We start from the raw sequence: 20,113 nt of genomic DNA, 5'->3' as shown, positions 1-20,113 counted from the left end.
ACACCTTGTGGCCCGCAGCGCGGGCCTATGCCGCGGTGCGGTCAACAGAATGACCCCACCACCCACCGAGGTGGTGGGGTCATTCTGTTGCGGGTCAGGCAGAGAGGTACGAGTACACCGTCTGCCTGCTCACTCCGAACTCTCGGGCTAGGTCCGCGACGCGCTCGCCAGCATCCTTGCGTCGACGAAGCTCCACCGCCTGTTCGTCAGTCAGCTTCGGCTGGCCGCCCTTATACTTCCCGGCAGCCTTGGCGATGGCGATGCCCTCGCGCTGGCGCTCGCGGATGATCGAGCGCTCGAACTGGGCCACGGCGCCGAGGATGCCCAGCATGAGCTGAGCCTCGGAGTCGTCGTCTCCGGTGAAGGTCCGGGCCTCCTTGACGAACTGGACCGCGACGCCGCCCTTGCACGTGACGGATTCGCCGTCGATCACGAGGGTTCCGCCTTTGGTGAGGGCATCGACTATCTGATGAAGATCGACGATATTGCGGGCCAATCGGTCCATCGAGTGGACGATGAGCGTGTCGCCTTCGCGGACATACCCGATTGCGTTGGCCAGCTCGGGCCGACCATCGGTACTCTTGCCGCTCGCCTTGTCGGTGAACACCTTATCGACGTGGACGTCGGCGAGCTGGCGGTCGGTTTTCTGCTCGACGGTCGAGACGCGTCTGTAGCCGACGCGCTGTCCGGTCATGGAAGCCTCGCGTTGAGGTCGATGGTCGAACTCAGCGTGCGACCGGCGATCCGATGGGCGTGGGCGTACCCGTAACCGGCACCGCTGGGCGCGGAGATCACCCGGATCAGTGATGCGATGGTGTTGTGGTCGTGCTGGCCGGTCATGCGGCCAAGGCCTCGGTCAGGAAACCCTTGATCCGGCGGCTGCGCAGCACCTTTCGCACGGCCTCGCGGATCGCGGCAGCGGTGGTGTCGTCCCGCTGGTCAGCGTGCCACTCCACCACCACATGCAGCGCGTGGACCCCCAGCAGCCGCCCGGACGGCGACTGCTCGCCGGGGCGGGGCTCCCAGCGCCCGGCGTAGACATATAGATCCAGCCACAGTTGTCCCGGCTCGGTGAGCGCGGCGAACGTGGGTGCGGTCAGGTCTGCGGCCAGCGCCGTGGCCGCGTCCATGCTGAGCGGGAGCGCGACGTTCGTGGGCCCGCCATTGGGCAGCGGCCTGCCGCGATTCGTCGGGCTGACGTAACCGGTTGCGGTGTCGAGTTCCAAGCACGCGTCGTGTTTTGCGGTCATCGGGATCTCCGTTCGATTCGTCCGCGCCTTTCGCGGCACTCGTTACTGTCAATTCCAAGTCTAGGACTTCAATTAGATTATGTCAAGTGAATCGAAAATGGACCCTGTTGTGACGGAAGATCCGACGTTCGACACCGCTCGGCCAGGGTGTACCCCAGATAGACGGAGTGTGTATGGGTATTACGACCGACGAGTCGCAGGAATAGGCTCTGCGCATGGAGAAGAATCACCTCTACTTCGGGGACAACCTCGGCGTGCTCAAGAAGTACATCGACGACGAGTCGGTCGACCTTGTTTACCTAGACCCACCGTTCAACTCGAACCGGAACTACTCGGTGATCTTCAACCGACACGGAGAGATCGACAACGACGCCTCCGCGCAGATCGAAGCGTTCGAGGACACCTGGAAGTGGACGCCTACGACCGAGTCGCAGTTCAACGAATTCGTCACCGAGGCACCGGGAGCCGTGGCCGACGTACTGACCGCCTTCCGCACCATGCTCGGGGAGAACGACGCGATGGCCTACCTCGCGAATATGGCTCCGAGGTTGGTGGAACTGCACCGAGTGCTCAAACCTACCGGCTCGATCTATCTGCACTGCGACCCCACGATGAGCCACTACCTCAAAGTCCTGATGGACGGCATCTTCGATGTACGGGCATTCAAGAACGAGATCATCTGGCGACGCACTGGCGCACACTCGCCTGGGCGCAAGTTCGGACCGATCCACGACGTGATCCTGTTCTACACGAAGGCGATCGGGACCAGCGGGTTCTATTACAACCCCCAAAAAACGCCTTACACCAAGGAGCACGTCCGCTCGCGTTACACCTTGCAGCCCGACGGACGCTGGAAGTTCACCAGTGGCGGAAACGTGCTTACTGGAGCCGATGCTTCCGACGGCGAGTCGGGACAGACCTGGCGGGGGGTTAACCCCTCGGCGAAGAATCGGCACTGGGCGGTGCCGGGCTTCATTAACGAGCAGCTCAGCCCCGAGGAACAGCAGCTCGGTGTGCTCGACAAGTTGGAGGCGGCTTATCAGAAGGGGCTGATCGAGATCGTCCCGGGCAGAGCGTGGCCCGAACCAGTGCGTTATCTCGACTCGACCGGCGGGAGCCCAATGGGCGACATCTGGGCCTACCAACCGGGCACCGCGGGCGTTCTTGAAGGAACTGATGCAGGCATCGACGCCGACGTGGCCTATCTCGGCCCGACATCGCCTGAGCGGCTGAACTATCCGACACAGAAGCCGACCGGACTGCTAGAGCGCATCATCAATACCTCGTGTCCAGAGGACGGTGTGGTACTCGATCCGTTCTGCGGGTGTGGCACCACGGTGGATGCCGCGCAAAAGCTGGGGCGCAACTGGATCGGTATCGACGTCACCTACATCTCGATCGACTTGATCATTAAGCGACTGCAGCACACTTACGGCGACGAGGTGATCAAGGAGTTCAATACCACAGGCATCCCCAAGGACTACGCCGCCGCACAGGCGATGTTCAACAAGGACGCGTTCGAGTTCGAGCGTTGGGCAGTGTCGCTGATCGGAGCGCAACCCAACAAGAAGCAGGTCGGCGACAAGGGCATTGATGGGGTGGGTCGTTTCATGCTCGACGGCAAGGGTGGCGTCGGCAAGTTCCTGGTGTCGGTCAAAGGCGGGAAGTCGCTCAACCCCGGGATGGTGCGCGACCTGCAGGGAACAGTGAACGCACAGAAGGCCGCGATGGGCATCCTGATCACGCTCAGCGAGCCGACCAGGGGTGTCCTGGATGCAATCAACCACGGCGGGGTGTGGGCGCATCCGATCACCAAGCAGAAGTTCCCGGCGCTTCAGCACGTCACAGTCAAAGAGTTGATGAAGGGTAACCGGCCACAACTGCCACCGACGATCTACAAGCCGTACATCGAGGCGAAAAAGCAGAAGGTCAAGGACCAGACCGGGCACCTGTTCTAACGGTCAGTGCTTGTCTTTTTGGGAGGGGTCGAGTTCACCCAGAACACGATCGCCTCGGGGATCAGGTAGCGGCCAACGACGCCGTGCCGGTGCCGGGTGTTCGCTCATCGACCATCTTCTAAACACGGGTATGGCGGTTGGGTCGGACTGTTGATGGAAGGCGATGGCCTCAGTCAGTCAGCCGGGCGCTGGCATGCCAGCGATCGTCTGAGTAGGCCACGTCGCCCTCCACGGCGGCAGCGGTCGTCAGGCCGAGGCCATATGCCCAGCGAAACCCCTCATCCAGCTGATGTGGGTCGACCCAGCTCTTCCCCAGCATGAACGGGCGCCACCCTTGCTCTCCGGCGGTCGATTGCTTGAGCTCTACAAGTGACCCCGGACGACGTGGGAATAGAACATCGTCAGCGAGGGCCCATTGGTCGTTGACGATCATGCGGAACCCTTCGGAGTCGTCCTCATGGTTCGCCTGGTAGAGGGCTGCGAGTGCCTGAATGTGGGACCGGAGAGTGTCTTCGAACTCAATCGGGTTGAACAGTCGCTCAGCTGTGGGGAAGGCATCGCCAATGCTCTTCAGGGCTCCAGCTGCGAGATCATTCAGGCTTCCGTCGCGGCTGACGGACACTGGTGCGAGGTCATTGACCTTCGGAGAAGTGTTGTGCCCGCTGATTTGTCTGGCGTCGAGTGGAGTCACCTGCAGTTGGTGGTCGCCGGCTGCGGCGATCGAGACGAAGATGCTTCGGGACTTGATGAACGGCACGATGAATCCGTGCTTGGAGGTGATGCCGGAGTGGAGGAGATTGCAAATCTGCTCCATCGTCGAGAGATCCTCGGCATCGGGGTCCTCTGTCGACCAGCCAAGCACCGTCGATCGAGCGTCGAGCGTCGCCGCAAGTCGGTTGATTTTCTCATCGGTGTCGGCCTTGACCTGCTCGATCCTCGCCGTGAAGGTAGCTTCCGACTCTTTGATCTTGCCAGTCAGGACCCGTGTGACAGCTAGCAGCGGAACAGCGAGAAAGACCGCTGCACCCAGATTGAGCAATAGGGCCGAAGTCCACTCATGCGTTCGCGAGAGGCCGGACGCAACGATCAGGGTCAAGCCCAGGAAGGAGACAGCGGCACCCCACCCGAGAGTCTTCCAATCAAACCGTCTCGCCCTATCCGAGTTCTGCTCGTTCCTCGGTTCGCTGCTGTCGGAGTTCACGAAGACAGCGTCGCACACAGATCATTACGGGTCCCTCAATCGAGTGCGGTAGTCGGACGAGCTATACGAACACCCATAGCCGCTGTTGAGCACGCGTCTGCGCAGCCGTCCGGTCACCGACCGGCTTGCGGACCGTGGTTCAGGACCCATCGGATGCGTTGTCCCGTTCGTGATCAGGGCGCACTATTGGTGCCATGCCCGTTTCTGAACTACTGCGTCTCGGCACTCCGCGTCCGATCACTCGGTGGGGTGCCCCGGTCCTGCACTCGCCAGCCCGTCCGGTCACCGACTTCGGCACCTCCCTGCAGTATCTTCTTGCCGACATGTTCGCCACGAACACTGCCGCAGATGGCGCCGGACTCGCCGCCCAGCAGATCGGAGTATGCCTCGCGGTCTTTATCTATGACTGCTCCGACGAGACTGGTGCGCGCCGCACCGGGGTGGTCTGCAACCCAGTCGTCGAGGTTCCCGAGGGCCACGACCGACGGCTCGTCGATTACGGCGAGGGATGCCTGTCCCTGCCCGGCGCGTTCGCCGTCCTCGCACGACCCAGCTCCTCGACATGCAGCGGTCTGGATCAATATGGCGAGCCAGTTGAGATCACCGCTGGCGGAACACTGGGCCGATGCCTGCAGCACGAGACAGACCACATTGACGGAATCGTGTTTGGCGACAGGCTCTCACGGCGAAAGCGTAAGGAGCTCTATCGCGACCACGAAGAGGTCGCCGACCTCTACCCGACCGGGTGGCCCGCGGTGCCTCGTCATCGTGCATAACCATGTGGGATCAGCAGGATTTAGGTTGGCCACACTTCAATGCCGAATCGGTTTTCTGATGCAAAATCGACGGTCCGGGCTTGCGTTAGGTGTCGATGCCGTACAGACTGCCTGTGACAGATGTGAAAGGTGAGACTATGGCCACCAACAGCGCGATTGAATGGACCGAGGTCACCTGGAATCCTGTGACCGGTTGTGATCGAGTCGCGGCCGGTTGCGACAACTGCTACGCGCTTGCGTTGGCAAAACGTCTCAAGGCGATGGGCGCTGAGAAATACCAGAACGATGGTGATCCGCGGACGTCCGGTCCAGGCTTCGCAATCACCACTCATCCAAGGGCTTTGGTGCAACCACTTCGGTGGCGCTCGCCGAAGGTTGTGTTCGTGAACTCAATGAGCGATTTGTTCCACGCCAAGGTGCCACTCGACTTCATCAGGGACGTGTTCGATGTCATGAGAGAAACACCTCAGCACACCTACCAGGTGCTGACGAAGCGGGCGCACCGAATGGCCCGCATGGCCGACAAGCTCGATTGGCCCGGTAACCTCTGGATGGGAGTGTCGGTGGAGTCGGCCGACGTGGTTGACCGGATCGATCATCTGCGAGCGGTGCCGGCCGCGACGCGATTCCTGTCGTGCGAACCCTTACTGACCGCGCTGCCAAATCTCGATCTGGGTGGTGTCGACTGGGTGATCGCCGGTGGCGAGTCAGGACCACGGGCGCGGCCGATGGACGCGGCTTGGGTCGAGGAGATCCGGGACCAGTGCGTCGAGGCCAATGTTGCGTTCTTCTTCAAGCAGTGGGGTGGTCGGACCCCTAAGGCGAACGGTCGCGATTTGGGTGGTCGAACCTGGGACGACATGCCGAAACTTGCTGTCTAGCAAGATAGTCTGAACTTAGTTGTCGAAGCGGATGAGCGTCCCAGGCGGGAACTGACCAGCGATCTTTTGGTTGGGTGATGAGATGCGGTCGGCTTTCTGCATGGGTCTAAGCGTCTTCGTTTTGACCTGGCCGCTATGGAACGGGGTCTCTCTGATGACGTAGTTGGTGACTTGCTCGATGCTGACAGTCTGGTCGTGGAATTGTTCGGCTAGTTGATTCTGAAGTGGAGAGGTGTTTGCCTCGTTCCCAAATAGCATCGGCTGGTCTGCGTAGCGATCGTCGAAACCGTAGTCTCCGCTGGGTGCTAAGGCCCACATGGCCTGCTTCATCTTGTCGTAGGCCTGATCGTTACGAGTGCAGAAGTACAGATAGCTACTCGTATGCCCATCACGAGTGATCATCCTGAAGCTAGCAATGTGGGCGAAGCCGCACTCCTTACGGAGCTGCCGAGCATAGAGATCGTGGATGAATTGATTTCGACTGGGACCGCTCGTCGGAGAGTCCCTGAAATCATCACATCCAAAAAGTGCTGAGAAGTGGTCGTCAACGTTGCCTGCGGTAGCGAATCGGTTGACGCTATTGAAGTCGAAGTAGATGAATAGCTCGCATGCCGGATGGCTGACGAGTTCTCTGATCGTCGACATGGGTACGTCCCGATAGCCGAACGGATCGATGAACGCGAACGTCGGAGCGAGCTGCTTGCCAGGTCCGATTGCATCCATCATCTGCTGCGCGAGTTGCTGAAAATTCATATTGCACGGCTTGACGTCGACGTTCCGAGGCCAGGGGCTGCGCTCAGCCTCGAAGTCGGCGAGGGCCTGCCTGAGCGAAGTGAACCGCTCGGGGTTCAGCTCGTTGAATATGAAGTTGAACTGAGTGCCGCTATATCCAGGGAAAGCTCGGTGATCGAGCAACGTACGGAGCGCCAGGATCGGTGACCCAGGCTCATTGGTGGCATACACGCCGGGCCCGGCGAATCCGTCCAGGACGTTGACCCGCCGGTGGCGGGATGACGACCCGAAGATCCCAAACCATGCACCCAGATAGCGGGTGAGGATGTCGTGCTTTGCCTTTGTGTGCGGCTGTTGCTCCCACACGGTGGGCAGGCTGTCGGTCTTTCTCAATTGTCCCTCGAAAAGGGTTGTGCGAACGCGGTCGGCAGTGCGAGCTCGCCCGCAAGGCTGAATGCAGTGTGTCGCCGATCATATCCGGACAAACGGCGAACATAGCGGATCAAGGTCCTGGTGTCGCATTCACCGAACCCGCCACCGGGAACTACTGTGATGGAATGAGTCAGGGCTGGCCGGCTGGAACATACGCGTATCCATACGATGAGCTGCCGAAGGTGTTGTTCGACGGGTCGGCGATGCACGCCCGAGTAGCCGTGAGCTTGCACTCCAGCGATGGAGGGTGGGACGCACAACGCCTTGCGATATCGATTGGTACTGCGGCGGAACTACTGTTGAAGCATGCCCTCACCATGGAGAGCTTCCACCTGTTGCCTGACAAGGGCTTTTCAGTCGATACCGCGCTTAGCTTGGCGGGTCGCGCCAAAGCGCGTGACGGCCTCCCCAAACTCACGACGGTTGCCGGACCGGCGGCATTGCAGCGGGTCGACCAGGTATTCACTCTGCGGTTGAAGCGGGAGGATTTCGATCCGATCTTTCAAGTGCGCAACACAGCACTACACCTCGGCGTCGCCTCCACCAAGGTCAACACGGAAGCGTTCAAACAGCTGGTAATTCTGACCGAAGTGCTGTTCGAGCATCTGAATACGGACGCTCGCACTCGGACGTGGTACTGGGGCGGCGAGGAAGCCGAGCACTTCGTGAAGGTGATTATTGACGATGCAGCCACTGAAGCGCAGTCCGCCTACGAGGCGCTCATCCATAGGGCGCGAGTTGCCTATCGACGACTGACGCTCAGTTTGGTCGATGCTGACCGGTCGGATGTGATCCATCAGTTTGCAGAGGTCACGCCGACATTTGATGAAGAAACCGAGGTCGCGCTTTCGCACCAGTGTCCCGCGTGCAAGAACATGGGTTGGGTTGTGTATCAGGTGGAACGTGGATGGCCGACTGTCGAGTACCCAGATGACGATTTCAACCATCATCGGAAAATCCCATATGTTGACCGGGAAGGAATTGCCGACCGATTTGAGTGCGGGGTATGTCGCCTGAAGCTGGACCACAGCATCTACCTCGACTCGGCAGGGGTCGACATGCGGATCGATCTCGAATCAGACGATGCTACCGAGGCGGAGGTCGACGCCGCAGAAGAGGCTGCCATCGATAACTACATTTCCAGTCAGATTGACGAGCTTCGAGGTAAGTAACCCTCAACTAATCACGCTGCAGCACGACCACGTGACCGCAGCGCATCCCTCACGGCCGTGCCGAAGTACGGCGTCCCGTCGACGACGGCAACCGGAGTGCGTGGGTGCTCGCCGGGCTTGTGGGCCGCGAACAACTCGACCAACATCTCGGCGGCGTCGGCATCCTCACGGACATCGCGGTAGCTGGCATCGAGGCCGGCAGCGTCGATCGACTTCTCGACGAACTTGCAAGCACCGCAGTTGGGTTGGGTCAAAACGATGATCTCAGGGGTTGTGGTTCTCATGCCTCTATAGTACCTCGAAATACCTTGCAGCACAATGGTTTTCACCATTCAACCACCCGTTACCACCGCGTCGACCGTCGGAAAATGTCGCCACCCCCGCTGCGTGTCCGCTACCACCGGGCCACGGTGGCCTGCCGCGCTCTTTGGCCGGCCACCGCGGTCGCCACCCGACTAGGGCTGGACGAGCGAACGCGAAAAACCCCGACCTGCTGCACGAGCAGATCGGGGCTTCGTAGGAGAACCACTCTCCGACAACAGTTTACACCGACACGGCGAGAAGGTCACGGACTCTCGACAAGTCTGGCCGCATGCACGTAGTCGACGATCGATGTCACCTCACCCCCACCTGCCGCGACCTCGACCGCAGCCTTGCCCTCCTCGTCGTCATCAGACCCAAGCACCACCGGCGCTGCGGTGACCGTCGCGGGCCCGAGCGTGTCGAGTCGGTCGACGAGGCGATGCCCGGGCCGCAGATCCGCGAACGCGATCCACATGGTCCGCATGCTGCCGATCAGCCCCGCCGTGGCCGCGGTGGGGGGCGCTTGATCGGCGTCGTTGGTCGCGGTGGACGACGCGGCTCGCCCCCTATCGCCGCAGTCGCCTCGTCGTGCTCGTCACGTCCCAGGTAATCGAAGGTGTCGGTGTTGAGTGCCTCGCGGTCGGCGTCGGTGGCCAGCCCGACGATGCGACCACCCTCGATCAGTAGGTACTCGACGGCGTGGACCTCGACCAGATAGCGACGAGGTAGGTCATCGTAGGTGTAGCCCACGATGTCATCAGGGTCGTCTCTGCTGGCGACCCGCTGAACCTCAGCGCTGTCGCCCGGCACCCGCGTCTGCAGTGTCTTGCCTAGAGCTTTTGTCTGCCAATGGATTCCACTGATGTCGACCTCGTCGAAGTTCCCCATGGTCTGATCCTATCGTTGGTCGATCCCGTCAAAGGCTCCGGAAGACGTAGACACCGCCGTGGCAGTCGGACTCGACGCTGTGATCCATCTTCAGATCGTGTATCCACGACGACCAACCAAAATACCGAACTGCCACGTGGTCCTCGGGCAGGCCGTCGAACATATCGAGATCCTCGGCGAGCTGGTAGGCGTAGTCGGCGAAGCTGTCCCAATGTCCGGCATAGCGTTCCTCGAAGTCACCGACACACGGTAGATCGGTGTCGCCCTGCGCGACGTAGCTGCCACTGCGCACCCAGGCGCACAAGGCTGGCCACTGCCCGGTTCCGACCTCCTCGAAAACTTCGCCCCATTGCGCGGCTTCCATCGCCGACATCTCGCGGTTCACCGGGATGCAGTCGACGTCGAACCCATGAATTTCTTCGCATTCCGCATAGCCGAGACCGGAACCAGCGTGAACGTCAGCGAGGGTGACCTCGCCGGCACCGACTGCTGAGAACCACTGTCCGACAAGGACTCCGCAGTTGTAATGATGAAGGCAGCCAAGCCAGATAGAGGGTTCCTCGGTGCTGGTGCGGTAATGTTCAGTAGTCACTACGAGCCTTTCCAGGGGTGATTCCGGCATCAGTGTTGTCGCTTGCGGTCGGTCACTCCCACGGCAGTGCCTGGATCAGAGCGTCGGCCGACAACGACTCGCCGGTGACCAGGCGGTGCTGGTCGATCGCACCTTCGATCTGGCCGACGTTGAGCAGGTACGCGCCTGCCCTGGGGCCGGCGCGTCCGTCGGTGAGGACGACGCGGGCTGCGTGATCGACGTCGATGTCGATGGTGGCCAGTGCGTCGCGGGCGACGGCCTGGGCCTGACCGGGTGTGTACAGGAAATCTGGGTCGGTGGGTTCGAGCGCGTTTGCCTCGTTGTACTGGGCCGCAGCATCCTCGCGGCTCAGTTCGCGGGCTCCTGGTGCCAGGTGGCCCCGCGTGATCTGCCGCTCTATCCACGGGTCGGTGATGGTGGTGGTGGTCATGGTGTCCTCCCTTGTTGTCGGGAGAACCCACTGGCCTGCGGCTATGCCGCCGGTGGCCGGGCGATGACATGCGGTGTCGACCGACGCGGATGCCGCTCGCAGCGTGGCGGGTTGGCCGGTGTTGCCGTGCTGCCGCAGATGGTACAGATCTGCGTGGTGGCCTCGCGGGCGTTGGCGATCAGGGCATCGACAGCGTCGGATCTGCGGTCGACGAGGTAGCGCAGTGCCCCCGCCTTATCGCCGGCCGAGATCACCCGGTAGTCGCCGAGGGCATCAGTCAGGTCGGCATGGAGTTGGTTGACGATGCCGACCCAACCGGCCGGGATCTCGACGGCACCTACTCGGTTACCGTCGCGGGGGACGACGGGGATGGTCGGGTCGAGCGAGGCCTGGTCTGCCTCGCTGTACTCGTCGGCGAACAGACGTCGCATGGTGACCTCCTCGTGTCGGCAGCAGGACTGCGATTCGACCATTAGAGAGGCGATTAGAGAGTAGGTCAGAATCTGACCTGGGCTTTTGCGAATCGGAAAAACAAGAGGCCCGGTCCGAAGACCGGGCCTGACCTGCTAAAACTCTGCTCCCCCAACTGGACTCGAACCAGTAACCGTTCGATTAACAGTCGAATGCTCTGCCAATTGAGCTATGGGGGATTGCTCGTTTCGGTTCCGTCCGGTCCCCTCGCGGAGTCCTTCAGAACCGAACGCTGACTCTAGCGTATCGGGCAAGCAAACGACAAAACGCCTGCTCAGGGCCTCGACGGCGTCGGCACCCCCGATGAGTGCCGACGCCGTCGACGCCGGTTCCCACGTCGGTCAGTGGCCCGCCACGACGTCGGCCTCGTCGACGGTGACCGGCGTCCGCGCGTTGGGCAGGAACCAGTAGGCGAAGCAGACGATGCCGAAGAACAGATAGCCGAGAGCGACCTCCGGGTTGGCCGCCCACTTCACCTCCGGCGCGTGGATCAATCCGATGAACGACAGCACCGCTCCGACGGCGCACGCGATCGCCGCGAAGTGGAATTTCTTGTCCAGGATGAACGTGACGATGGCGCCGAGTACCAGTCCGACCAGCACGGCCCCCTGGCCCAGTGTGGTCAGGCCACTGTAGACAAGTCCGGCGTTGGTCAGTGCGTCATTCCCGACGTCGGCGGCGGTGGTGTTGGCCGCCGCCAGCGCATTGTCGATCAGACCCGACCCCCATTGGGCGAGGTTCGGCAGGATCGCGGCAACGACGGCCACCGCATGCAGGCGCGGCACCGCCTGGAAGGCCTGTGCGCCGATCAACAGACCGATGTAGAGCAGGATCGGCACGATCGCGGGCACCGGCAGTAGCGCCTCCAGGACACCGAACAGCCCGGCGAAACACAGCACGCCGACCGCGACGCCACTGGCAAGGGAATAGCTCGATCGCCCGCCGGCGTCCTTCCATCCGGGGTGGCCGATGTACACCGCGGGCGGGAACGGCGACCCGAACGCCGCACCGATGCAGGCGCCGGCGCCGTCGGCGAGCAGCACGCTGCGCAGGTTGTAGTTGTCACCGGCCGCCGCGGCGCTCTCAACGTTGCTCATCGCCTCGGTGAAGTTGTAGACGCCCAGCGGGATCGCAGTACCGAGCAGCGGCGCGAGGTCGCCGAGACCTGAGAAGAGCATGTCGAATCGCTGATCCGGGATACCGACCGCGATGTCGGACACCGCCTGCGACAGATCGGGCACTGACATGAATCCACCGATCCAACCGATCGCGGTACCCACCAGCAGGGCGGCCAGGCCGACGGGGACGTTGCCGGGTAGTTTCACATCGGTGAAGAAGCCGATGAGGATGATCGCCAGCACCGGCAGGCCGATCCATGCCGCATCCCACATCTGCCCGGCCGGTCGCATGGCGATAAACGTGATCGAGATACCGGCCAGGGTGCCCAGCATCGCCGCACGCGGTGTGAGCTTGCGGACGTACGGCCCGACGAACGCACCGATCATCACGATGACACCGATCATGAACGCCCACGCCACACCCGCCTGCCAGGCCTGCATCGCGTCGTCGGTCTTCAGATAGACCGGCAGCATCACCACGAAGACGACGATGAACATGTGTGGAACGCTCGGCCCGTACGGCAGCGCCGTCACATCGGTGCGCCCCTCCCGTTGTGCCAGCCGCCGCGCGAGGAACGTGTAGTACACGTTGCCCAGCACCAGCGCGACGCCGAGCGCCGGCAGCACCGTGCCCAGGACGTCGGCGGCGGGGATCTTGACGACGGCGATCATCAACCCGGTCAGCGTGAGAACGTTGACGAGGATGTTGAATCCGAGCCCGAAAAAGGCGTTGGTGTCGCCCCGGGTCCACCACGGAACGTTGGTGGGCCCGGGCGTCTGCGGTGCTGGCGGTGCGGTTTCGGCGGTGGCACTCATGACGGAAATCCTTTCGGCAGAACAGATGTGGCGAGAGCGGGTACGGGTACGGATCGCCGGAGGGTGTCGGGGATGATGGCGGAGAGGGTTGTCGGGTCAGGAGGCGGCGACGATGCCGGGGCGCTCGCTGGCCGCGAGGGCAGCGATGATGTCGGTGCTCGCGGCGGTCCAGCCGAAGATGCCGCCCTGTGCGGCGATCATGTCCAGGCCGACGCGCTGAAACTCGGGGAAGTAGGAACCGACACAGTCGGAGACCACGACGCATTCGTATCCGCGGTCGTTGGCCTCGCGGGTGGTGGTGTGCACGCACACCTCGGTGGTCACCCCGGTCACCAGGAGTTGCGTGATCCCGTTGTCGGACAGAATTTTCCCGAAATCGGTGGCGTAAAACGCGCCTTTACCCGGCTTGTCGACGACGTGCTCCCCCTCGATCGGGGCGAGTTCGTCGATGATGTCATGGCCGTACTCCCCGCGAATGAGGATGCGTCCGAACGCTCCGGGATCACCGATGCGTTTGCTCGGCGCACCGCGATGGAGTTTGGCCGGTGGACAATCCGACAGATCGGGAAGGTGGCCCTCCCGGGTGTGGACGATGACCATGCCGGCCGCCCGGGCGGCCGCCAGCAACTCCATCAGGGGCGGCACCACCTTCTGCAGTTGACCGACGTCATTGCCCAGGGTTTCACCAAAACCCCCTGGCAACAGAAAGTCTCGTTGCATGTCGATGATGACCAGCGCGGTGTGGTCGAGGTCGAGATCGATGGGGGCGGGTTGTGCGGTGATGGACACCATGAGAATCCTCTCGGGGGTGGGTACGACGTCGGGAGTTGGCGGAGGGTCGGCGGTCAGGACGGGATGGGCGCACCGGTCGCGGTGTCGACGCCGACGGGCGCATGCGGCCGTGGCTCATCGAGTAACGCCGCAGCCAGACCCAGGGCGGCATCGTCGGTGAGCGCGTTGCCCAGGAGCATCGCACTGTGCGGCCGCCCGTCGGCCGTATGGCCCTGTGGCACCGCCACTCCCATCAGATCCAGGAGGTTGCCGAAATGGGTGTAGTGGCCGAGTGCGGTATTCGCCGCGATCGGCTCGGCGAGTACCTCCTCGACGGTGAAGGTGCGGCCGATGGTCGGGACCACGAGCACGTCGATCCCCCGCCACGTCTGCGCTGCAACACCTTTGAGGTCTTGCAGCCGCTGCATCGCGGTGAAGGCATCGACGGCGGTGTAGTCGAGTCCGCTGCGCAGGATGTCGCGGACGACCGGATGGATGGAGTCGGGATGTTCGGCCAGGAACGTCCCGAACACCACCAGCCGTTCGGCCACCCACGGTCCGGCGTAGAGTAACTCCCCCGCCGCGAGAAACGGCCCCAAAGAGACGTCGACGACGTCGATGGGGGTCGGCATTTCCATGTGCGACAACCGATTCCGGAACGCCAGGTGCGCTTCGCGCATCTGCTCGTCGCCGAAGAACTCCAGCTCGTCGACCGGGGGCAATCCGACCCGCAGCCGATCCCCTCCCCAGGCCGGACCGGCCGGCCGCGACCAGGGATCGGCGTCGTCGACGGCGGCCAGCACCGCCATCACACGATCGACATCGTCCACGCAACCGGCCATCAGGGTGATGCAGTCCAACGACTTGCATGCCGGCACCAGTCCGACCGCACTGATGAGACCGCGCGACGGTTTGTAACCGACGACGCCGTTGAGGGCGGCGGGCACCCGGCCCGAGCCGGCGGTGTCGGTGGCCACCGCGAACGGCACCTGCCCCAGCGCCACCGCCAGCGCGGAGCCGGAACTCGAACCGCCGGAGATCATTTCGTTCCCGTACACGCTGCGGGGAATGGTGTACGGAGTGCGGGTTCCGTTGAGGCCGGTCGCGAACTGATCGAGGTTGGTCTTGCCGACATACAGCGCACCGGCGTCGAGGAGACGCTGCACCGCGGGCGCGGTCTTCTCGGCGACGTAGGCGAAGTCCGGACACGACAACGTGGTCGGCACCCCCGCCACGTCGATGCTGTCCTTGACCCCGAACGGCACGCCGTACAGCGGTAGCCCACGAGCCCCCGGTCGAGACTCCAATTCTGCTGCCGCCGCGAGTAATTGATCGCGTGGAACGGTGGAGAGCCAGACTCCGTCGTCGCCACGTGCGTCGATGGCGTCGGCCACCCGACCGGCCGTTCGCGTCGGCGATCCGCTTCCACTGATGTGACTGTCGATGATCTCGGCCACGGATGGCCCCGATTGGGGCCCCTGACGCGTCGGTGAAATTCTCATAACGTCGATTGTCGACAGAATCATGGCGCCTGAGGAACGGTTATGTGTCGTTTGTGTTAGCGACTGTCCGCCGCGTCACGCACTGATCTGGTAGCTCTCAGGCGGACACGTCGGCGTCGTCGCCGGTCGCCGCCACGAGATCCAGATACCGGAGGTGCCCGTGATCGTGCATTGCCGCGACCACGGCGTCGGGATCATTGGATTCCAGCGCCTCGAGAATGGTCCGATGCCTGCGCAGTCCGTCGTCGGACCCGTGGTCGTCGGCCTCGGACCGAAGATTGACCGCCATCGGCAGTTGCAGTTTCAGCAGGATCGGCGCCAGGGCGATGTCGAGTTGCCGATTGTCGGCCAGCGCCACCACCGCCGCGTGGAATCGGCGGTGCGCATCGTCGCGTTCCAGGTCGTCCGACGCCCGCCGCAACTGTTCGTAGGCCTCGCGGACGGCCGCGAGCTGGGTGTCGGGGTCGCGCAACGGCAACGCCGACTCGATCGCGAAACGCTCGAGCAGCGCCCGGAGTTCGAACAGTTGCAGGATGTCACGCGGCGACCATTCCGCCACCCGCACACCCCGCCGCGGCAGGTGTTCGACCAGTCCCTGCTGCGCGAGGAGACGAAGCGCCTCACGGACCGGCGCACGGCTGAACCCGAGATCGGCGCACAGGTTCTCCTCGACGACCTTCTCACCGGGCTCGAGTTCCCCGGACAGGATCGCGTCGCGGATACGGCGGGCGGCGACGTCGACGAGGCTCTCCGGAAGCCCGCGTGTCCGCTCCGCCCCGTCGTGCCCCGCCATCGTCGAAACCGCTCCCTGGTGTCGGCGCCCGTCGGATTCGACGGCGCTCTCGTGCAAACTCCCGTCGAGTCTAGTCATGGACGATCGCGCCCAGCGGCCACGACGTCGCAGGCATCCGCCAATCGGGATGCACGGTGCGGTAATCTCGCTGCCCGGGCATGTTTCACGCCCCACGGGGCGGTAGCTCAGTCGGTTAGAGCCGCGGACTCATAATCCGTAGGTCGCGGGTTCGAGCCCCGCCCGCCCCACCATCGAGGCCGCAACAGGCCGGCGCACCGCCGTCTCGTCCGGAACCTCATCCGGGCGGTCCGGTCGACGACGCCGAAACCACGCGCGAAACGGCCGAGACATTGGCCGGCTCAAGCACATTCGCGGGTCGGCCGTCCACCACAGGTGTGGACGATCGCAGTCACCGGCGAGACCAAAGACCCCAATCCGCCATCGGAGGTCCCGACCTCGCCGAAAGCACTCCCAGCACCACATGTCCGGGCGTAGCGTCGCCGCCATGAACGCAATGTGGGTGATGCCGGCAGTGGCATTCGTGTCGTGTGTGATCATCGGGATCGGGTTCGCAATCGGAATCCCGGGCAACAAAGACTGACGACGACACGACGAGCCCGCGCCCGATCGCCGCGTCGGGTGAGGGCTCGGGTGCCGTCGCCGATCACGCAGCCGTCTCACTTCTGGACAGCCGCTCCCCCGTTGCACTCTGCTACAGTGGCGCATGTAGCAGAATGCAACACCGACAGTGGGAGTCCGTGATGGCCGATACGGCAGACAAGGTCACGCGTTTTTCGGCCGCCCTGGTCGAGGAGGCCGGCACCGAGGGAGCCCGCGAACACCGCTCGGCCCGTCAGCAACTCGAGCACTGGGCCCGCGTCGGTCGTGGCGTGTCGCTGCGCACCAGCGCCGCGCGACGACGGGTCGAGGCCGCATTGGCCGGCGCACTCCCGATCGGCGAACTCACCCCGGAGGAGTCGGTCGTCTTCGACGCCGAGATCGACGCGCATCTCGAAGAACGACTCGCCCGGACCGACGTGGTGACAGATCGTGCCGCACAGGGATTTTCGTCGGTGGCGCTCGATGAGCTCGGCCGGATGGTCGAGTACCGGCCGGACGGGTCGATGGTCATCCTGGAGTGAGTCCTCGCCTCGATCTGGTCATCGGATGTAACGGCGCGGGTAAATCGACTCTGGCGCAACGACATCTGATGCCGCTGCTGCACACGCCGTTCGTCAATGCCGACGAGATCGCACGCCTGCGCTGGCCCACCGCACCCGCCGAGCATTCCTACGAGGCGGCGCAGGTCGCCGCCCGCACACGCACGACGCTCATCGGGCTGCATAAATCGTTCATCGCCGAGACCGTCTTCTCCCACCCGTCGAAACTCGACGTCATCGACGCCGCCCACGAGCACGGGTTTCGCGTGATGCTGCACGTCGTCATGGTTCCCGAGGAACTCGCCGTTCACCGCGTTCGACTGCGCGTGACCAGTGGCGGCCATACCGTCCCGGAGGACAAGATCCGCGCTCGCTACGCCCGTGTCTGGCCGCTGGCGGCCGAGGCCGTACGCCGCGCCGACCAGGTCACCGTCTACGACAACAGCATGTCGCGACCCCGCATCGTGGCGCGCTTCGTCGACGGCACCCCGGTGGGCGCGCAGGACTGGCCCGAGTGGACGCCGCATGCTCTCCTACCGTCCCCGTCATCTGCCGAGTGATATACCCCACACCGGTCACGACGAGTGAAACGCTGCGCTCACTGCCCATCCGGACAGGTCACGCCCCATACTTTCTGGCAATCGAGGAGGAGCAGCGCCGACAGGCGATCAGGGGGCGAGGACACTCATGCGGAGTATCGATCACATCTGGGGACGGCCCGCGCCGATCCCCGATCGCTGCGGCACCATCCACACCTACGCCGGCGGATGCACCTACAACGCCGACGACCCGCACCGGCCCCTGTATCCGCCGGAACTGCGCCCGGGTAGTCGTCTCGACGACGCCGCCTGAAGGGTCCCGGTACGCCGCGTCCACGGCGGCCCGATGATCTCGAGGTCAGCCGGCGTCGGCGGCACCCGGGTCGACGGCCTGCTCCAACAGACTGCGGCGGTAGGCCTCGAGTGCCACGAGATCCCCGAAGACCGCGTTGTAGGCGTCGGGATCCTCACTGGGCGCCATGCGACGTAGCCGCGACTTGATGTCGGCGATCTGCGCGCCGACCCACACTTCCTGGAGCCGGGCCAGCACACTGTTGATGTAGCGCGGAATGTTCTCCTCCACCACCGGCATCGGCTCGACCGCGAGTTCGGTGACCAACGGTGAGAGCACCGGATCGTCGACCTCGTGATTGACCGCGTCCACCCATTGGGCGCCCCCCATGCCCGACGACGTGCCGCCGAGGTCGGCCATCACCTGACGCATGCGCGCGTACGCGGGATCGGTGAAGCATTCGCCGGGCAGCGAGTCGAACACGGTGCCGGCGATCGCCGGATACTGCAACGCCGCCTTGAGCGCCTCGCGCTGCGGCCACAGTCGCGGGTCGTCGGCGCGGGGCTTGCCCGGTCCGGGCGCCTTGGCGGCCTCGGGTCGCTCACGACGATTCGTCCGGATGCCCGTGGGCGGCGTCCGGCCGCTGGCTCTGGCATGCCGGGCCCCCTCCTCGCGGACCCGTGCGAGGACTTGCGGCACTTCTTCCCAGCCCACCCAGCCGGCCAGCTGACGAGCGTATTCGTCGCGCAGCGCAACGTCTTTGATGCGTGCGACGACGGGTACCGCCTCACGCAGCGCGTGTACGCGACCTTCGGCGGTGTCGAGGTCGTAGGCCGCGATCAGTGTTTTGATGGCGAACTCGAACATCGGTACCCGGCGGGCGATGAGATCGCGGACGGCGGCATCACCGCGTTCTTGACGCAGTTCGCACGGGTCCATCCCGTCGGGTGCGATGGCCACGAAGGTCTGGCCGGCGATCGACTGCTCACCCTCGAATGCCTTGAGTGCCGCGGCCTTTCCGGCGTCGTCGCCGTCGAAGGTGTAGATGACCTCGCCGCGGAAGTACGTGTCGTCCATCATCAGTCGCCGCACCAGCGCCAGGTGGTCCTCGCCGAAGGCCGTCCCGCAGGACGCCACCGCGGTGGTGACACCGGACAGATGCATCGCCATGACGTCGGTGTAGCCCTCGACGATCACCACCTGATGTCCCTTGGCGATGTTCTTCTTCGCCAGGTCCAGGCCGAAGAGCACCTGAGACTTCTTGTACAGCATGGTTTCCGGCGTGTTCATGTACTTGCCGAGGTTGTCGTCGTCGAAGAGTTTGCGAGCCCCGAATCCGATGATGTCGCCACCGAGATTGCGGATCGGCCACAGCAGGCGTCGATGGAACCGGTCGATGGGCCCCTTACGCCCCTGCTTCGACAACCCGGCCGCCTCCAGCTCGGAGAACTCGAATCCCTGCGACAGCAGGTGCTTGGTCATCGTGTCCCACCCGCCGGGGGCGTAACCGCACCCGAACTGGGCCGCCGCGGCCGCATCGAAATTACGGTCGGTCAGGTAGTCACGCGCCGTCTGCGCCTCGGGTGATTTCAGCTGCTCGACGTAGTACGCGTGCGCCGCGGCATTGGCCGCGGCCAGCCGGGCCCGCGTCCCCCGATCACGTTGGACGCTGGTGCCGCCACCCTCATAGTGGATCTGGTATCCGAGCCGGTCGGCGAGTTGCTCGACGGCCTCGACGAAGCCGATATGCTCCTGTTTCTGAAGGAAGCTGTAGACGTCGCCACCCTCACCGCATCCGAAGCAGTGAAAGTGCCCGTGATGCGGGCGGACATGAAACGACGGGGTCTTCTCGTCGTGGAAGGGACACAGTCCCTTGAGTCGATCCGGACCGGCTTGCCGCAACGCCACGTACTCGCCGATGACGTCCTCGATGCGGGTCTGCTCACGGATTGCCGTGATGTCGCGATCGGGGATTCGGCCTGCCACTTTGACCAGTGTAGTGACCGCCGTCGCGAGCGTCGGCGCGGTGTGCACAG

The 20,113-nt window shown here is 63.7% G+C and carries 23 protein-coding genes and 2 tRNA genes; 8 read left to right on the top strand and 17 right to left on the bottom strand.

What is annotated here, in order from left to right:
* Nucleotides 1–94 precede the first annotated feature (94 nt).
* Genes ABLE94_RS02535 through ABLE94_RS02525 form a run of 3 tightly spaced genes read right to left on the bottom strand, consistent with a single transcriptional unit; the run spans nucleotide 95 to nucleotide 1,250 of the window.
* On the bottom strand, nucleotides 95–694 hold the full coding sequence (locus ABLE94_RS02535; RefSeq protein WP_348807966.1) for a recombinase family protein: 600 nt from the start codon (nucleotides 692–694) through the stop codon (nucleotides 95–97).
* On the bottom strand, nucleotides 691–840 hold the full coding sequence (locus ABLE94_RS02530; protein ID WP_348807965.1) for a hypothetical protein: 150 nt from the start codon (nucleotides 838–840) through the stop codon (nucleotides 691–693). Before ABLE94_RS02530 ends, ABLE94_RS02535 begins: the two co-directional genes overlap by 4 nt.
* On the bottom strand, nucleotides 837–1,250 hold the full coding sequence (locus ABLE94_RS02525) for a hypothetical protein (protein WP_348807964.1): 414 nt from the start codon (nucleotides 1,248–1,250) through the stop codon (nucleotides 837–839). Before ABLE94_RS02525 ends, ABLE94_RS02530 begins: the two co-directional genes overlap by 4 nt.
* 215 nt (nucleotides 1,251–1,465) lie before the next feature.
* Between ABLE94_RS02525 and ABLE94_RS02520 the strand changes: the two genes are divergently transcribed.
* Complete coding sequence (locus ABLE94_RS02520; protein ID WP_348807963.1) at nucleotides 1,466–3,208, top strand: DNA methyltransferase; 1,743 nt, start codon at nucleotides 1,466–1,468, stop codon at nucleotides 3,206–3,208.
* Nucleotides 3,209–3,377: 169 nt separating this feature from the next.
* Here ABLE94_RS02520 and ABLE94_RS02515 read toward each other — a convergent pair whose 3' ends face one another.
* The gene (locus tag ABLE94_RS02515) at nucleotides 3,378–4,409 is read right to left on the bottom strand and encodes a sulfite exporter TauE/SafE family protein (protein WP_348807962.1); all 1,032 of its coding nucleotides are present in this window, start codon (nucleotides 4,407–4,409) and stop codon (nucleotides 3,378–3,380) included.
* A gap of 194 nt (nucleotides 4,410–4,603) precedes the next feature.
* Between ABLE94_RS02515 and ABLE94_RS02510 the strand changes: the two genes are divergently transcribed.
* Both ABLE94_RS02510 and ABLE94_RS02505 read left to right on the top strand, forming a co-directional pair.
* Entirely contained in the window at nucleotides 4,604–5,185 is a 582-nt protein-coding gene (locus ABLE94_RS02510; RefSeq protein ID WP_348807961.1) for a peptide deformylase, read from the top strand.
* Nucleotides 5,186–5,322: 137 nt separating this feature from the next.
* Nucleotides 5,323–6,066 (top strand): DUF5131 family protein, encoded by a 744-nt coding sequence (locus ABLE94_RS02505; RefSeq protein ID WP_348807960.1) that lies wholly within the window; start codon nucleotides 5,323–5,325, stop codon nucleotides 6,064–6,066.
* A gap of 15 nt (nucleotides 6,067–6,081) precedes the next feature.
* Here ABLE94_RS02505 and ABLE94_RS02500 read toward each other — a convergent pair whose 3' ends face one another.
* A complete protein-coding gene (locus ABLE94_RS02500) occupies nucleotides 6,082–7,191 on the bottom strand; it encodes a three-Cys-motif partner protein TcmP (RefSeq protein ID WP_348807959.1) in 1,110 nt (369 codons plus the stop codon).
* A gap of 164 nt (nucleotides 7,192–7,355) precedes the next feature.
* On the opposite strand from ABLE94_RS02500, the gene ABLE94_RS02495 reads away from it, so the two are divergent.
* Entirely contained in the window at nucleotides 7,356–8,402 is a 1,047-nt protein-coding gene (locus ABLE94_RS02495; protein WP_348807958.1) for a hypothetical protein, read from the top strand.
* A gap of 11 nt (nucleotides 8,403–8,413) precedes the next feature.
* On the opposite strand, the gene ABLE94_RS02490 is transcribed toward ABLE94_RS02495, so the two are convergent.
* From ABLE94_RS02490 to ABLE94_RS02440, 11 genes are all read right to left on the bottom strand, one after another.
* Entirely contained in the window at nucleotides 8,414–8,686 is a 273-nt protein-coding gene (locus tag ABLE94_RS02490) for a glutaredoxin family protein (protein ID WP_348807957.1), read from the bottom strand.
* A gap of 281 nt (nucleotides 8,687–8,967) precedes the next feature.
* Nucleotides 8,968–9,180: a hypothetical protein gene (locus ABLE94_RS02485; RefSeq protein WP_348807956.1), complete on the bottom strand. Its 213-nt coding sequence runs from the start codon at nucleotides 9,178–9,180 to the stop codon at nucleotides 8,968–8,970.
* 17 nt (nucleotides 9,181–9,197) lie between these two features.
* Nucleotides 9,198–9,593 (bottom strand): hypothetical protein, encoded by a 396-nt coding sequence (locus tag ABLE94_RS02480; RefSeq protein WP_348807955.1) that lies wholly within the window; start codon nucleotides 9,591–9,593, stop codon nucleotides 9,198–9,200.
* 28 nt (nucleotides 9,594–9,621) lie between these two features.
* Nucleotides 9,622–10,185, bottom strand: coding sequence for an antirestriction protein ArdA (locus ABLE94_RS02475; RefSeq protein WP_348807954.1), 564 nt, complete (start codon nucleotides 10,183–10,185; stop codon nucleotides 9,622–9,624).
* A gap of 52 nt (nucleotides 10,186–10,237) precedes the next feature.
* Nucleotides 10,238–10,615 carry a hypothetical protein gene (locus ABLE94_RS02470; protein WP_348807953.1) on the bottom strand — a complete coding sequence of 126 codons (378 nt, stop codon included), beginning with the start codon at nucleotides 10,613–10,615 and terminating at the stop codon, nucleotides 10,238–10,240.
* A gap of 41 nt (nucleotides 10,616–10,656) precedes the next feature.
* Complete coding sequence (locus tag ABLE94_RS02465; RefSeq protein WP_348807952.1) at nucleotides 10,657–11,046, bottom strand: hypothetical protein; 390 nt, start codon at nucleotides 11,044–11,046, stop codon at nucleotides 10,657–10,659.
* Between the two features lie 146 nt (nucleotides 11,047–11,192).
* Nucleotides 11,193–11,265 (bottom strand) — tRNA-Asn (locus ABLE94_RS02460).
* 162 nt (nucleotides 11,266–11,427) lie between these two features.
* Complete coding sequence (locus ABLE94_RS02455; RefSeq protein WP_348807951.1) at nucleotides 11,428–13,020, bottom strand: SulP family inorganic anion transporter; 1,593 nt, start codon at nucleotides 13,018–13,020, stop codon at nucleotides 11,428–11,430.
* Nucleotides 13,021–13,116: 96 nt separating this feature from the next.
* Entirely contained in the window at nucleotides 13,117–13,812 is a 696-nt protein-coding gene (locus ABLE94_RS02450; protein ID WP_348807950.1) for a cysteine hydrolase family protein, read from the bottom strand.
* 53 nt (nucleotides 13,813–13,865) lie between these two features.
* Entirely contained in the window at nucleotides 13,866–15,293 is a 1,428-nt protein-coding gene (locus ABLE94_RS02445) for an allophanate hydrolase (protein ID WP_348807949.1), read from the bottom strand.
* A 97-nt stretch (nucleotides 15,294–15,390) separates the two neighbouring features.
* Nucleotides 15,391–16,086, bottom strand: coding sequence for a GntR family transcriptional regulator (locus tag ABLE94_RS02440; RefSeq protein ID WP_348807948.1), 696 nt, complete (start codon nucleotides 16,084–16,086; stop codon nucleotides 15,391–15,393).
* Between the two features lie 174 nt (nucleotides 16,087–16,260).
* Between ABLE94_RS02440 and ABLE94_RS02435 the strand changes: the two genes are divergently transcribed.
* The 4 genes from ABLE94_RS02435 (at nucleotide 16,261) to ABLE94_RS02420 (ending at nucleotide 18,098) form a co-directional block, all read left to right on the top strand.
* Nucleotides 16,261–16,337, top strand: a tRNA-Ile gene (locus tag ABLE94_RS02435).
* Nucleotides 16,338–16,847: 510 nt separating this feature from the next.
* Nucleotides 16,848–17,228 (top strand): TA system antitoxin ParD family protein, encoded by a 381-nt coding sequence (locus ABLE94_RS02430; protein WP_348807947.1) that lies wholly within the window; start codon nucleotides 16,848–16,850, stop codon nucleotides 17,226–17,228.
* Entirely contained in the window at nucleotides 17,225–17,806 is a 582-nt protein-coding gene (locus tag ABLE94_RS02425; protein ID WP_348807946.1) for an ATPase, read from the top strand. The genes ABLE94_RS02430 and ABLE94_RS02425 overlap by 4 nt, the downstream gene beginning before the upstream one ends.
* A gap of 127 nt (nucleotides 17,807–17,933) precedes the next feature.
* Complete coding sequence (locus ABLE94_RS02420) at nucleotides 17,934–18,098, top strand: hypothetical protein (protein ID WP_348807945.1); 165 nt, start codon at nucleotides 17,934–17,936, stop codon at nucleotides 18,096–18,098.
* Between the two features lie 45 nt (nucleotides 18,099–18,143).
* Here ABLE94_RS02420 and dnaG read toward each other — a convergent pair whose 3' ends face one another.
* A complete protein-coding gene (gene dnaG / locus ABLE94_RS02415) occupies nucleotides 18,144–20,063 on the bottom strand; it encodes a DNA primase (RefSeq protein ID WP_348807944.1) in 1,920 nt (639 codons plus the stop codon).
* Nucleotides 20,064–20,113: the final 50 nt, after the last annotated feature.

It is taken from the genome of Gordonia sp. VNK1 (assembly GCF_040049135.1).
GTDB lineage: Bacteria > Actinomycetota > Actinomycetes > Mycobacteriales > Mycobacteriaceae > Gordonia > Gordonia oleivorans.
The sequence above is the reverse complement of the archived record's forward strand: the minus strand, read 5'-3'. Positions and strand labels throughout refer to the sequence as shown.

Bases quoted from the DNA above. Each gene is read 5' to 3' on its own strand.
- ABLE94_RS02455 (WP_348807951.1), bottom strand. From the start codon at position 13,020: ATGAGTGCCACCGCCGAAACCGCACCGCCAGCACCGCAGACGCCCGGG.
- ABLE94_RS02485 (WP_348807956.1), bottom strand. From the start codon at position 9,180: ATGTGGATCGCGTTCGCGGATCTGCGGCCCGGGCATCGCCTCGTCGAC.
- ABLE94_RS02495 (WP_348807958.1), top strand. From the start codon at position 7,356: ATGAGTCAGGGCTGGCCGGCTGGAACATACGCGTATCCATACGATGAG.
- ABLE94_RS02520 (WP_348807963.1), top strand. From the start codon at position 1,466: ATGGAGAAGAATCACCTCTACTTCGGGGACAACCTCGGCGTGCTCAAG.
- ABLE94_RS02445 (WP_348807949.1), bottom strand. From the start codon at position 15,293: ATGAGAATTTCACCGACGCGTCAGGGGCCCCAATCGGGGCCATCCGTG.
- ABLE94_RS02480 (WP_348807955.1), bottom strand. From the start codon at position 9,593: ATGGGGAACTTCGACGAGGTCGACATCAGTGGAATCCATTGGCAGACA.
- ABLE94_RS02505 (WP_348807960.1), top strand. From the start codon at position 5,323: ATGGCCACCAACAGCGCGATTGAATGGACCGAGGTCACCTGGAATCCT.
- ABLE94_RS02510 (WP_348807961.1), top strand. From the start codon at position 4,604: ATGCCCGTTTCTGAACTACTGCGTCTCGGCACTCCGCGTCCGATCACT.
- ABLE94_RS02440 (WP_348807948.1), bottom strand. From the start codon at position 16,086: ATGGCGGGGCACGACGGGGCGGAGCGGACACGCGGGCTTCCGGAGAGC.
- ABLE94_RS02535 (WP_348807966.1), bottom strand. From the start codon at position 694: ATGACCGGACAGCGCGTCGGCTACAGACGCGTCTCGACCGTCGAGCAG.
- ABLE94_RS02465 (WP_348807952.1), bottom strand. From the start codon at position 11,046: ATGCGACGTCTGTTCGCCGACGAGTACAGCGAGGCAGACCAGGCCTCG.
- ABLE94_RS02450 (WP_348807950.1), bottom strand. From the start codon at position 13,812: ATGGTGTCCATCACCGCACAACCCGCCCCCATCGATCTCGACCTCGAC.
- ABLE94_RS02525 (WP_348807964.1), bottom strand. From the start codon at position 1,250: ATGACCGCAAAACACGACGCGTGCTTGGAACTCGACACCGCAACCGGT.
- ABLE94_RS02420 (WP_348807945.1), top strand. From the start codon at position 17,934: ATGCGGAGTATCGATCACATCTGGGGACGGCCCGCGCCGATCCCCGAT.
- ABLE94_RS02470 (WP_348807953.1), bottom strand. From the start codon at position 10,615: ATGACCACCACCACCATCACCGACCCGTGGATAGAGCGGCAGATCACG.
- ABLE94_RS02490 (WP_348807957.1), bottom strand. From the start codon at position 8,686: ATGAGAACCACAACCCCTGAGATCATCGTTTTGACCCAACCCAACTGC.
- ABLE94_RS02430 (WP_348807947.1), top strand. From the start codon at position 16,848: ATGGCCGATACGGCAGACAAGGTCACGCGTTTTTCGGCCGCCCTGGTC.
- ABLE94_RS02530 (WP_348807965.1), bottom strand. From the start codon at position 840: ATGACCGGCCAGCACGACCACAACACCATCGCATCACTGATCCGGGTG.